Origin of the sequence: Streptomyces sp. NPDC092952 (genome assembly GCF_044754785.1) — a bacterium.
Taxonomy (GTDB): domain Bacteria; phylum Actinomycetota; class Actinomycetes; order Streptomycetales; family Streptomycetaceae; genus Streptomyces.
Genome location: NZ_JBIVPT010000030.1, coordinates 46,875 through 59,402 on the forward strand (window position 1 = coordinate 46,875; position 12,528 = coordinate 59,402).

The following is a 12,528-nucleotide window of genomic DNA, read 5'->3' on the forward strand; positions in this document are numbered from 1 at the left end:
CGCCGTTCCATACGCGCTTGGTATGCCGACGCCAGGCCAGCGGACAGATCGAGTCGATCGTCCGGACCCTCGCCAACCAGGGGCTCGCCCTGCACGGCTTCGGAGTGAAGACAGCTGGCCTCACCTCGTACGCCGACGGCCTGGTCGAGGCCGACTCCATGGCGTGGCCCATGGGGCCCGACGCCGCCCTCCGCTGTCCGGCCACCGCCACAAAAGCTGCAGCAACTGCCGGGAATGGGCGCATCGCTGGTACGACCGCGTGACCGCCCAGCTCCCCGAATCTCACTGACAACCCAGCAAGGAGCACCCCCATTTCCGCCTCGCAGACCCGCCCCGTCGTACTCGTCGTCTCCCCGGGCGACGAGGTCTATCGCCGCTACTGCCTGGAGCAGGTGGCCACGGAGTACCGGGTGGTGGCCATCATCGACGCCCCGCCGACCTGGCACACCACCCTGGTCGACGACTGGGAGGTAGCCGACCTGTCCGACCCGGACAGCGTCGTCGCCGCCGGCCGAGAGCTGGCCGCCCGCCACGACGTCTCCGGCGTGCTCACCTGGGACGAGTACCAGATCGTCCCCACCGCCTGCCTCGCGCAGGACCTCGGCCTTCCCGGGCCCAACCCCGACGCGATGCGCGCCTGCCGGGACAAAACTCGAACCCGTGCGGCCCTGGCCGAGCACCGGGTCGGCTCGGCTTCCTCGATCCGCACCACCTCGCTCCTGGAAGCCGTGCTCGCAGCCGAATCCATCGGCTACCCCGTCGTACTCAAGCCCGCCTCCAATGCAGCCAGCCTCGGCGTGATCCGCGTCGACAACGGCGAAGACCTGTCCGAAGGATGGCAGTTCGCCTCCGCTGCCGTCGGCGGCGTCGGAAGCGAGTGCGACGACATCCTTGTCGAGGAGTACCTCGACGGCCCCGAGGTCTCCGTGGAATGCGTCACCCACCGCGGCGTCACCGCCGCCGTCGCCGTCACCCGCAAGACCGTCGGATTCGCCCCGTACTTCGAGGAGACCGCCCACTCGGTCGACGCCCACGACCCCCTGCTCGTCGAAGTCGCCCCCGTCGCCACGGCCGCCGTCGCCGCACTCGGCATCAGCACCGGCATCCAGCACGTCGAACTGCGGCTGACCAATCGCGGCCCGCGCGTCATCGAGGTCAACGGGCGCATCGGCGGCGACCTCATCGGCCGCCTCGTCTCCCTCGCCACCGGGCTCGACCTCGCCCGCATCGCGGCGGACGTGGCCCGCGGAGCAGCCCCCGACCTCACTCCCACACGATCCCGGGCCGCGGCCATCCGCCTGCTGTACCCGGACACCTCCGGCACCCTCACCGCCCGCTCGATCGACCCGCAGCTCGTCGACACCGCCGACTGGCTCGAAGAAGTCCGCTGGCTCCGCGACCGCGGAGACACGGTCACCCTTCCGCCCTACGGCGACCTCGACACCGCCCGCATCGGCCACCTCCTCGTCACCGCCCCCTCCGCCGATACCGCCCAGCAGCGGCTTCATCATGCTCAGACCCGCGTGACGCTCACCATCGAAGCACCGGTCGACGCCCCGCACGACTGACCGCCTCCCGATGCAGATGCCGACCCCGGAAGAGGTGACGCCCTATCAGCACAACTGATCTCGACGGTGACGTTTACGTCTCCCCCCGATACCTGGCCGGAACCACCGGCATCGGCGACCCGGCTCTCGCCCCGCTGCTAGACCTCGGCTGGGACCTGCGGTACGACGACGGAAATGTCTATGTGAGCGCTCCCGACCACCGTGTACGCCTCGGGTACCTGCCCGAGGGCGACGACGACGGGCTGTGGCGCATCAACGCCTACTCTGACCCGTTCGCGCCGCCCGTCTGGGGCGTCTGCTTCAACGACCGCGTCCCCACCGAGTTCGTGACCGCGGCCACCACCGTCCTCGCGATAGCGTACGAGCAGGGACCGGACGTCTACCTCGCCCGGCCGGTCCCCGGGAACGACGAGCACGATCCCTTCCGCGTGGTCTTGCCTCTGCTCAAGCAGGGCTGGGAGGCCGATCGCCCGCGCGGGGGCGTCTTCGCGGTCCAGTCCCCGGACGGGCACGCCTGCATGGAGTTCACCACGGGTGACCTTGACCCGGAAACCGAACTGACCACACGCGAGGCCCGCTGGCAGCTGTGGGCGGGGAAGTCCGTCGACCGGCCCGTCTGGTACGCCACGGCCAGCACCGGTACCCCCGTCGCCCTTCTCACCGCAGTCACCGAGTGCGTCGCCGACCCGGCTCCACTGCCCCGGTGGCGCGATGCGACCTCCACCTACATCAAGGGCATGGCCCAGCTCACCCCGATCCTCCCGCCAGCACCCACACCGCTAGACGTGCGGCGGGCCGTCCCCTCCCGCCGCCCGGCTGCGCTGCCCGCCACCAGCGTCCCGCGCTGGAGCACCACCACCCGCCCGGCCCTTCCCGGCCCGCGCCGGTAGAACCAGCCCCACCCGGAGAACCATCTTGTCCTTGCGAGCCCCAGAGTTCTTCGCCGAACTCCGCCTTCCGTTTCCGAGCGGGACGACTGTAGGCAGCACCTACTACGCCACCCCCATCGCGGGCGCACCGCTACGTCTGCAGATCAGCTTCACCGGTACGAGGTACAGGAACACGTACGGCGGTCTGCGCCTGGCGGTGGTGCACTCGGACCGAGGTGAGATCGACGCCGTAGCACTCAGCTTCGCCGACCACGGAACCTTCTCCCACGAAGGCCCCACGCGCCAACGCAACCAGCTGGACACCTTCAACATCACGCTCGCCACACCAGGCCAGCCCTCCTGGGAAGGGGCCGACACCACGGGACTGCGTGATGCCATCGAGCGGTACACCAGCATCTGGTTCCCCGGCGCTTGGACCGCGAAGGCCCCCGGTCGCTCGGCGGGCCGCACCGCGCTCAAGGCCGCAGCCCCACCGGCCCCTCACAGCGGTGCCCGTACCCGCTGATCCCTCACCCAGTCTTCCCGTTCCGCAACTCTTCCCCCTCACCCGATTCAAGGAGTCTCTTCGTGCCCCGAACCGTTCGTCGCGGTGCTCTCCGATCCTTGGCCGTGATCACTGCCGCAGGCGTGGCGGGCACTCTGGCCTGGGCTCCCGCCCAGGCGGCCCCCGCCATCTCCCCGGGCCCCGGATACACGATCCCCGACTCCGACGGCAACGCCGACGCGTCCCACATCGGTGCCTACGGTCCGCCGGGCCCGGCCGTTCACGGCGACACCGAGACGTACTGTGCCGACCCCGAACGCCGGGCCCCGGCCGACGCCGACGGCTACAGTGCCCCGAAGCCCGTCACGTCCTGGACCTCGTCGGTGACCGGCAGGACCGTGCCCAGGGAGCGTCTGGAGCAGGCGGCGTACATCATCGGCAAGTACGGCCAGACCCGCGACAACGCGAGGGCGGCTGCGGTGGACGCCGTGGTGTACGAGTACCTGGCCGGCGGCGTCTACGCACTCGACGGCGCCCGCGGCAAGGCACGTCTGGCCTACCCGGTGGTCTCCCCGACCTCCCGCACCCTGGCCCAGGGCTATCTCGCCGAGGCCGAGCGCCTGGCCGGCCCCTACACCCTCACGATCACCCCCGCGACCAAGACCACCACCGCGGGAACCCAGGTCGCCGTCGCCGTGAAGATCACCACCAGCGCCGGCACTCCGGTACCGAAGGTGAGCGTTGCGCTGGCCGAGTCCGGCTCCGGCACCGCTTCCGGCAAGGTCACCACAGACAGCACCGGTACCGCGCACTGGACGTTCACCGCGAAGACGGCGGGCACCGCGAGCGTCACCGCCACCGCCGACGGCCTGCCGGCCACCGACCTGCAGGTCCTCACCCCGAAGAACCCCGCCGCCCAGCGCATGCTCCTGGCCGGAGGCGCCACGAGCATCAAGGACGAAGCGACCGTCGCCGTGGGCGAGGCGACCGGCGGTCTCACCATCCGCAAGAAGGACATCGAGGGCACCCGCATGGTCGGAGCCTCCTTCCAGCTCCTGGACAAGGACGGAAAACAGGTCGCCGAAGGCACGACCGACAAGCACGGCGTCCTCGTCCTCGACGGACTCCGGTCCGGCACCTACCAGTTGCGCGAGACCTCATCCGGCAGCCCCCTGCACGACCTGATCCCCGAGCAGACCATCACCATCACCGCCGGCCGTACCGCCCAGGTAAACCCCCTCGACCTGATCGACCCGTTCAAGAAGGCCGACTTGTCGGTGAAGAAGGTCGACAAGAACACCGGCCAGCCTCTCACGGGCGCGGTCATCACCATCCGCGCCGACGAGACGAACAAGGCCGGCAAGCACAGCCCCGGCAAGATCGTCACCACCCTGACGACCGGAACGAGCGGCACCGCCCGCACCGCGCTCGACGTCACCCTCCGGGCCGGCACCCGCTACTGGGCCGCCGAGACCACCGCCCCCAACGGCTACCAGCTCGACACCACCCCGACCGCCTTCACCGCGAAGCCCGGCGCCGATGTCGCCGTCACCCTCGCCGACCACCCCGTTCCGACCACGCCGCCCACCACCCCTGCGCCGAGCCCGAGTACCCCGCCCACCACCCCTCCGACCCAGCCGAGCACCCCGTCCTCCGGCTCCCTCGCACACACCGGAGCCAACACCACACCCTGGCTCCTGGCCGGCGCCACCGGCCTGCTCCTGGCAGGCGGCACCCTCTACCTCACCGCCCGCCGCCGACGGCAGACCAGCACTCCGCCGGCCAACTAGCTCCCCTTACCCCGACGTCATCGGAGAGTCAGGACGTCCCCGACGCCACCCGCCGCGCCCTCGACAGGCAAGCACCAGCACGGCATCACACCCACAGCTCCTGGCCTCCGGCCACACCCGATGACCCTCCCCGTCCCCTGCCCCAAGGAGCATCCTTCCCCGTGCACGCCCGTCTCCTCCGGTTCGCTGCAGCCGTCGCCATCGCGGCGGCCGGCACTCTGACCTGGGCACCGGCCGCCAGTGCCGAAGCCTCCGAAACACCCCCCCCGGCCTCCGCCGCCCCGGCCGAGACCCCCGCCCCGGATGCGGGCACCGTCGAGATCACCACGAAGGACACGGCCGGAGACCCCGTGCCCGGCGCCACGTTCCTGCTGCTCGACTCCGCCGGCCAGGAAGCCGGACGCGGACAGACCGACGCTCAGGGCAGGGTGACCATCCCCGACCTCGCGCCCGGCACCTACCGGATCAAGCAGACGGCCTCCGGCAGCCCGTTCCACGAGGCCGTCGCCGACCACGACGTCATCGTCACCCCAGGCGCGACCACCCGGCTGACAATCACCGACCCGTTCAAGGCCGCCAAGGTCCTCCTGCAGGCCAAGGACGACACGACCGGCAAACTCCTGCCCGGCGCGACCGTGAACATCGGCACCGGCACCTCTACACTCCTCACTCTGACTACGGGAGCCAAGGGGACCGCGTCCGGCGATCTGCCCGTGCCGAGCCGCAGCACGAAGTTCTGGGTCGTAGAGACCAAGGCCCCCATCGGGTACGACCTCTACAAGCCGAAGAAGACGTTCACCGCAGGCCCGGGCGCCCCGGTGACCGTGACCGTCACCAACGCCAAGACGACCACTGCTCCGAAGCCCGACCCTTCGGACAAGCCGACACACAAGCCCACCAGTTCCCCGTCAGGCCCCGACGAACCGAGCAGCGGCACCGGAGGGGGAACCGGAGGAGGAACCGCGACCTCGGCTCCGAGCAGCCACGCACCGGATGCCGACTCCTCGTCCGTGTCCGCCACCCCGGTCGGGGACTCCACGTCGAAGGCGCCGACGGGCTCCCTCGCCCACACCGGAGCCGACGCCGCACCGTGGCTGATCGGTGGCGCGGCCGCGTTCATCGCAACTGGAGGAGGTGTTCTCCTCCTGGCACGCCGCAGTCGCACGGACACTCGCCCCGACGATCCGGCCGAGAGCTGACCCGCCCTTCACACCCTGAACGAGCCCTCGGATTCCGCAGCCCGGAATCCGAGGGCTTCGTCGTACGCCGTGGCACGTTCTTGCCGCCCGGCACCTCAGGTCCGGCCCTGCTGCCGCCCGCGGCCAACCTCCACGACGGCAAGGACTTGAAACCGATGCCGCGCTCTCCCGTATGGGAACGAATCCCACGCGACGGGATCGAGGACCAGCGGCTTCACGAAGGCAAGGGCCTACGGCATCCTCATGACCGCAGCGAGCGGCTCGGCCGTCACAACTGGGCTGTCGAACTTACACATCCCGGCTGGCCAGTGCTGCCGACTCAGCCACTGCTGCTGGAAGAAACTGGGCAGCCACTTGGCCTTTCTCGGACCGGAAGCTTCTGCTGCTTCAGGAGGCTCCTCAGGCTGACCATGCAGGGAACGATCCAAAGCTCTGTCTTGGCACCCCATCGGCGTGAGAAGACTTTGGCGACCTTCACCCTAACGGGTGCATACCTAGCAGGGTGGCGCAGGCCAGCTTTCACGGTGGCGCGCAGGCTTTCGGATCGGAACTGGTCGATTGGTTTCGTTCATGCACGGTTTCTTCGCCTGCGGGGCTGAAGCATCCTGGCTCCGTCGTACTGGCGCGCCTCGAAGTAGAAGTTCCCTGTTCCGTTTTCACAGTTATCGGGGAATCCCGCTGATCAGACGCTGCGACTAGTGTCCGGGCAGGCACGGAAAAGGGGCCCCGAGTATGGTTGACGTCAGCCTCGAAGCCCCTCCATCCGCGCTGGAACTGTCCAACGACCTATGGAGACGTCGATGATCCAGCACGTCCGCCGAAAGCTCGCTAGCGCTCTTCCGGCGGTGCCAGAGATTAGCATTCCAATTCCGAGCCTCTTGCAAACCGCTGTGGAAAGTGTTCTTCTGCTGCGGTTTCGCTTGGGCACCGCCCTCATGGCTGGCGTGATCGCCACGTCCCTGGTCAGGCCGGAGTCGATTCCCACCCGGGTCCTGCTTACCGTCTCGGTCGCCGTATGCACCGACCGTAGCGGCTTGGTGTTCCTCAAGGTCCGCCGCTTCCGCTGACCCCGCGCCGCTGCTGGCCGACGCGTTGTTCACGTGGCGGCCGGCAGTTCGGCGCCTCCACGGAGTCCGTCTCCGTAAGAGCCGGGGGTATTCCGCGCCCGGTCCGAATCGAGGTGACGAGCATGCATCAGTGCTCCAGCCGACCGAGGCTGAGAGCGGACGACGAGCACGATCACTGGATGTGCCGCCTCGACGGCGAGCCACCGGGCCGCCGCTGTGCCGAGACCGCCTACGCCGCCTTCTGCCGCGAACACTGGTGTCTCTACTGGCAGTTCGCTGTGGCGGTAACTGGTGGTGCAGCAGCCGCCCCGAGCCTGGCCCGAGCCGCCCTCAACATGTTGGGGGACCAGTGGGGGGCCGCTCTGCGAAGCGCGTCGCCCTCCGGCTACTCGTGGACCCTGCTGACGGATGCCCTCGCACCTCATCGAACAGGGGGTGTTCGAGTCCTGTACGGGGACCTGCGAACGCCGGAGGCCGACGCCCTGGTGCTGCGTCACCGGCTGGGATGCTCTGCGGCCGCCGCAGGCCGTGCCATGGGTCTGTCGCCCGATGCCTTTGAGCTGCTGCGGCGTACGGCGCTGACGAACGCCGTCGCCCTCGAAAGTGATTGTCATATGCCTGCGTCGGATGCCGTCTGACCTGCAGCGGCGTGCGCCGGGCGCGCTTCGGGTCGATGCGGGATCGCTTTCGCTCCGAACGTGTTTCGCCCGTTGGTGGCTCGGGTAGCCGTGGAGCGAGCTGCCCTCATAGCATGTGGTCCCTACCTTCGGAGAGCCGCTGCCCCCAGGGGAGACGTGTGGCCGAGAGCGTGGGGAGCCTCTCATCCTTGACCTCAGCAAGCCCAGCGTCGCGAGAATGTATGACCATCTTCTCGGTGGAACCGACAACTATCAGGTAGACCGGGATGCCTGCGCGGAGTTGCTTCGAATGGCACCGAGTACCCGGGATCTCGCCCTCGTGAACAGGGCGTTCCTCGTACGTGCTGTTCGGTATCTCGCGGACCGCGGAGTGCGCCGGTTCCTTGACCACGGATCTGGCCTGCCCACCAGCCCGAACGTCCACGAGATCGCGCAAGCGGTGGACCCGTCGTGTGAAGTCGTCTACATCGACAACGACCCCGTTGTGGCCGCCCATGGAAACATGAGCCTGGCCGAAGACCCGTCAACGACCGCTGTCCTGGAGGCCGACATGCGGGAAACGGAGAAGATCTTCGAATCCCCGCAGGTCAAGCGGCTTCTGCGCGGGCAGCAACCCGTTGCGGCACTGTTCGTCTCTGTTCTTCACTGCATTCCAGATTCCGACGACCCGTGGAGGCTGATCCGCCGGGTCGCCGAACGGCTTCCGGCCGGGAGCTACATGGTCATCTCCCAGCTCGCCAGCGACGACGCCGATCTGCGTGACCGGATCACTCGCTTCATGGCCGAGTCGACCGGCAACAACTGGGGCGACGTTCGTTCGTTCAGCGAGGTGAATCGCTTCTTCACGGACCTGGAACTGCTGGAGGCGAAGGAGCAGAAGCCGGTGGAGGTATCCCGCTGGCGGCCCGACAGTGACCTCGCCCCTCGTCAGAACAGCGAGGAATGGGTCGAGTACGGCGGTGTCGCACTCATCAAGTAGGACCTGGGGCGGCGGACTCAGCCACTGAGCCGGTCGATGTACTGCTGGAGCAGCGCCATGGACTCCTCCTTGTCGCAGGCGGCCGTCCAGAGGTCATCTTGCGAGGCCATATAGGCTTCGACCTCGCCCTGATCGGTGATCATTTCGCCGCCCCGGTTCCTGTTCTCCAGATAGACCGCCCGGCCTCTGGCCTCGTTGAACGGCTTGAGGAGGGTCATGGCGTTATGCAATGCCGATCCCGCATGAGGGGATGAGCCGCGCAGGATCCGAAGGCGCACCCGGGGCTTGTTCTCCGCCACGCTGTACAGGTGCCGCAACTGTTCCCGGTGAACGCGGCGGCCACCTACCTGCATGAGAAGGGCAGCCTCAGCAATGACCGCCTCGTACCAGGGAGCGTTGTCCCCGTCGATGAGCATCTGACGCCGCATCCGGAACTCAAGACGTTCTTCCAGCTCTTCCCGGCGCCTGTGCTGCCGGTCGACATCGGGCTGGGCCCGACTGAAATCACCCATCAACGCCTTCGCGTAGGAACGGGTCTGCAGCATTCCCGGAACGCTGGACTCCTGATAGACCCTGATCACCTTGGCGCACGACTCCATCGCGAACAGCGCGCGGAATGCTTCGGAGGAGCCGGGGGGTGGGGCCCAGCCCGGTATCTGCTTCGCTCGCGCCAGGCACTCCAGTGCCTCGTCGACATCCTTCTGCTTCGCTTCGTAGTAACGGAGCAGCGCGACGACCTTCTCCGGCTTCATCTCGACGCCGGCGTTCTCGTAACGACTCAGTGTGGGAACGGAGCCGATCTCCGGAACGGCAGCGACAACATCGCCCTGCGGCTGATCGCCGCGGTGCTGCTTGAGCATGTCCGCGACGGCCTGCTCAAGCAGGTGAACAGACCGTCGCGGCTTCTTCCCTTCGGAAGTCACCAGCGAAAGCGGATGACGGGACAAATCCAACTCCCTGAACGTGCACGGCTTTTGCCGCCCATTTAATCAGAGGATGGACAGATCAACGGCATCCTGGCAACCTATGGCCGAAGCATTTCAGACAGTCATGGCATTGAACTCGCCCTTTGAGGCCCCGTCGACGAAAGCGGCGAGTTCGGTCCGGGTGAAGATCAGGGCCGGACCTTCAGGGTCGCGCGAGTTGCGCATCGCCACATTTTCACCCACCTCGGCAAGCTCTACGCAGTCATCCCTGCCATCGCTCGCGGACGCCTTACGCCACTGCGCGCCGACCAGTGATCCGGCGGCCACCCCGTTGCGGAGAGTCTCCACTTTCATACCCGCTTTCTGTATTCGGCCAGCGCTAGCGCACGCCAGCAGCCTGTCGAAGATTCCTGATATCGCGACGCCGTGAAATTTTCACGATCAAGTGCGGCCGGATGAAATGCTAGACCTCGACGGTGGGATGCCGCTGTCCCTCGAAAGGGCGTTATCAGCGGCATCGAGAATTCACACATGGTGATTATCTTAATAATGTGTCGTGCGTGGTGGGCGGTGTCCCGTCGGCGTGCGCGAGGCCCTCTTTGTCCGGCGGTGCGAGCACCGTGCCGGCTGGCGCAGAGCAGGCCGTTCGCCGGTCACCGCGCAGGGCTCGGGCAGTTCGCCGGGGGCAGACAGGAAAGATCGCAGAAAGACTGGCCAGCGAGTGCGAGGGCATGCCAACGTAAACGACCCTGCAGAAAACCCCAGGTCAATGAGGTGATTGCCTGTGACCGTAGCCCCTGTGGGCCCCGGTTTTTCCACTACCCCCCAGGCCCTGCGACTGCGGGCCTGGCAGCTCGGCCCTGGGCAACCGACCCAGGTACTGGGGCAGTTCTCCGCCGAGGACTTCCACCTGATCGTCGATGACCGTGCAGATGTGCACGTCAGCAGCAAGGACGGCCGCTTCTACCTCGGCTGGTTCCCGCTCGGTCGCCCCGGCACGAACGGCGAGGGATGGAAGATCGCCGTCACCGGCACCTCTAAAGTCCGCGGATATCACATGTCGTTCGACACCGAGACGCCGGCCGACATCGTTGCCGCCGCCGTTGCGCGCGTGCTGGAGACCTCTCACCGTCTCTGACAACGCGGACACCAGGAGGCTGTGCCTCCAATCGGCGACCTGGCCGTCCGAGCGGTCGTCCGCTCCACGTACCCGCATCCCAACCCTCAGGAGGTTGTTCGTGACATCCCCGGAGATGACCGTCGGCAGTCTTGTCGACCTGTTGTCCGCCTGCGATCGGGACGCTCCGGTCCGCCAGGCCATGAACCCGTTCGTCCCGATGGCTCACCGCTTGACACAGGTCCTGCAGTCTGTCGACGAGACCGGTCGGACCGTCGTCTACCTCGCCGAGGGGCGGGACGAGGGCGCACAGCTCGGCCACCTGCCACCGGAGGTCGCCATCGAACTCACGTGGCAGGGCCCCGTCCAGGCACCCCCACGCCGCCCCCGACGCCGTGCCGGCGGCAACTAGAGACCCACACCCAGCCCTTGGAGGCGCCCCTGTATCCCGACGTCCCGCCCACCTCGTCCACCCCGCTTGGCGGTCCGCCTGCGTTCTGGGTCGGCCCCAGGCACCTGGCCGGTGACGATGGACGTCTCTACGACGTCGTCGCCGACACACTCGCCGGCCTGGGCTGGACGAGCCTGACGATCGTCCGCGGACGGCACGAGCCGGACGAGGCACCGGAGGACCGTCAGGTTCTGCGCAGCACCGTCCTGCACATCAGCCCCGACACTCTGTGCTGGGCCCAGTGGGTGCTGGCGGACGAGCCGTTCCACCTGGGAGAGGTGCCGGTCGCCTGGCAAATCTCCGCCCGGGCCGAGGCGAGCAGCCCGCTCGCCCAGTGGTCGGCCTACTTCACCACCGATGTCCCCGGCGAGGCGGTGACCGACTTCCTCTTCGCGCTCGACGCAAGCGACCAGCCTGCCGTGCCGCTCACCGGACCCGAGCTGGTCCTCGACACGGTCGCCGCCCACGGATGGCTCCCTGACAGCGACCGGCCCCAGGCGGCAGCGACAGACCCGACGTTCACCTCGCATCTCCGTCTCGGCGAGGTACCGCCCCTCATCCAGGATGCCGACCCGCAGACTCTAGTGGTTGAGGCCGATGAGGCGGGGCCGGCCGGGTGGCAGGCGTGGGCCGAGCCCATGCTGGGCGCACCGTTTCTGTGGGCAGCCTCGTTCGCCGCGAGCTGCCCGCCCCAGCTCGTCGCCGCCTTCATGGCCTCCCTCAGCTCGACCGCACCGGTCCTGCGACGGGTACTGCCCGAGGCCACCAGGGACCGCCTTCTGCGCGCGCCGGCCATCTAACGTCCTGCTCGTACCTCTCGACGATCGCCGTCCGGCACCCCTCATTGGGGTGCCGGACTCTTTTGTTTCTCGGTGAAGTCGCCACTCGGCAGCACGCGACTGCCATGGCCTGCTCCAAACACGCTGCTGCCCCCGGACCATGGTGGTCGGGGGCAGCAGCGCAGGCGGCAGGCGCAGGTCAGCGCGTCGCCGTGGCCTTAGCGAGGGCCTTGCCGAGGTGACGGTCCACGAGTGCCGGGGGACCGGAGACGATCACCAGCACGCTCCCGTGGAGGATCGCGGTCTGCTTGACCACGGTGCTCCGTTCCCCAACCGTGAACGTCAGGAGCTGGCTCCACTCCTCGTCACCGCCGACACGGGGTGCGGTCAGTTTCTGCGATGCGACACCGACCAGGGTGCCGCCGGAGACGACCCGATAGGTGGGGCAGCTGGCCATGGAGTCGAAGATCCGACCGACGCCGTCAGAGAGCGTCTTCGCATTGTCGCTGTACAGCTCCTCGGAGATCTCCGAGGAGCCCCTTCCGTAAGAGGTCCTAACAAAGGCGTTGGACGTGTCGGTGGGTGATGAGGCAGGTGGCGAGGCCGAGGAAGGCTTCGTGGATGTCGTCGCGTCGTTCCC

13 protein-coding genes and 1 pseudogene are annotated in these 12,528 nt (G+C 67.9%); 11 read left to right on the forward strand and 3 right to left on the reverse strand.

What is annotated here, in order from left to right; translation table 11 throughout:
- Positions 1-17: 17 nt before the first annotated feature.
- From ACIQGQ_RS35050 to ACIQGQ_RS35085, 8 genes are all read left to right on the forward strand, one after another.
- Entirely contained in the window at positions 18-263 is a 246-nt protein-coding gene (locus ACIQGQ_RS35050; RefSeq protein ID WP_402404044.1) for a hypothetical protein, read from the forward strand.
- 129 nt (positions 264-392) lie between these two features.
- Complete coding sequence (locus ACIQGQ_RS35055; RefSeq protein ID WP_402404047.1) at positions 393-1,568, forward strand: ATP-grasp domain-containing protein; 1,176 nt, start codon at positions 393-395, stop codon at positions 1,566-1,568.
- 44 nt (positions 1,569-1,612) lie between these two features.
- Entirely contained in the window at positions 1,613-2,458 is an 846-nt protein-coding gene (locus tag ACIQGQ_RS35060) for a DUF317 domain-containing protein (RefSeq protein WP_402404084.1), read from the forward strand.
- A 25-nt stretch (positions 2,459-2,483) separates the two neighbouring features.
- The gene (locus ACIQGQ_RS35065; RefSeq protein ID WP_402404050.1) at positions 2,484-2,963 is read left to right on the forward strand and encodes a hypothetical protein; all 480 of its coding nucleotides are present in this window, start codon (positions 2,484-2,486) and stop codon (positions 2,961-2,963) included.
- Positions 2,964-3,067: 104 nt separating this feature from the next.
- A complete protein-coding gene (locus tag ACIQGQ_RS35070) occupies positions 3,068-4,732 on the forward strand; it encodes a collagen binding domain-containing protein (RefSeq protein ID WP_402404052.1) in 1,665 nt (554 codons plus the stop codon).
- A gap of 161 nt (positions 4,733-4,893) precedes the next feature.
- The gene (locus tag ACIQGQ_RS35075; RefSeq protein ID WP_402404055.1) at positions 4,894-5,931 is read left to right on the forward strand and encodes a SpaA isopeptide-forming pilin-related protein; all 1,038 of its coding nucleotides are present in this window, start codon (positions 4,894-4,896) and stop codon (positions 5,929-5,931) included.
- Positions 5,932-6,731: 800 nt separating this feature from the next.
- Positions 6,732-6,998, forward strand: coding sequence for a hypothetical protein (locus ACIQGQ_RS35080; RefSeq protein ID WP_402404057.1), 267 nt, complete (start codon positions 6,732-6,734; stop codon positions 6,996-6,998).
- Positions 6,999-7,775: 777 nt separating this feature from the next.
- The gene (locus ACIQGQ_RS35085; protein WP_402404087.1) at positions 7,776-8,615 is read left to right on the forward strand and encodes an SAM-dependent methyltransferase; all 840 of its coding nucleotides are present in this window, start codon (positions 7,776-7,778) and stop codon (positions 8,613-8,615) included.
- A gap of 17 nt (positions 8,616-8,632) precedes the next feature.
- On the opposite strand, the gene ACIQGQ_RS35090 is transcribed toward ACIQGQ_RS35085, so the two are convergent.
- Together ACIQGQ_RS35090 and ACIQGQ_RS35095 are read right to left on the reverse strand one after the other, a co-directional pair.
- Positions 8,633-9,538, reverse strand: a complete 906-nt coding sequence (locus ACIQGQ_RS35090) for a DUF5753 domain-containing protein (RefSeq protein WP_402404060.1) — start codon at positions 9,536-9,538, stop codon at positions 8,633-8,635.
- 117 nt (positions 9,539-9,655) lie between these two features.
- Complete coding sequence (locus ACIQGQ_RS35095; protein ID WP_402404063.1) at positions 9,656-9,895, reverse strand: DUF397 domain-containing protein; 240 nt, start codon at positions 9,893-9,895, stop codon at positions 9,656-9,658.
- Between the two features lie 430 nt (positions 9,896-10,325).
- Between ACIQGQ_RS35095 and ACIQGQ_RS35100 the strand changes: the two genes are divergently transcribed.
- The 3 genes from ACIQGQ_RS35100 (at position 10,326) to ACIQGQ_RS35110 (ending at position 11,909) form a co-directional block, all read left to right on the forward strand.
- Positions 10,326-10,679, forward strand: a complete 354-nt coding sequence (locus ACIQGQ_RS35100) for a DUF317 domain-containing protein (RefSeq protein ID WP_402404065.1) — start codon at positions 10,326-10,328, stop codon at positions 10,677-10,679.
- A 100-nt stretch (positions 10,680-10,779) separates the two neighbouring features.
- Positions 10,780-11,070, forward strand: coding sequence for a hypothetical protein (locus tag ACIQGQ_RS35105; protein WP_402404068.1), 291 nt, complete (start codon positions 10,780-10,782; stop codon positions 11,068-11,070).
- 17 nt (positions 11,071-11,087) lie between these two features.
- Complete coding sequence (locus tag ACIQGQ_RS35110) at positions 11,088-11,909, forward strand: DUF317 domain-containing protein (protein ID WP_402404071.1); 822 nt, start codon at positions 11,088-11,090, stop codon at positions 11,907-11,909.
- Positions 11,910-12,087: 178 nt separating this feature from the next.
- On the opposite strand, the pseudogene ACIQGQ_RS35115 reads toward ACIQGQ_RS35110, so the two are convergent.
- Positions 12,088-12,528: pseudogene (locus tag ACIQGQ_RS35115) on the reverse strand (hypothetical protein); the annotation flags it as partial.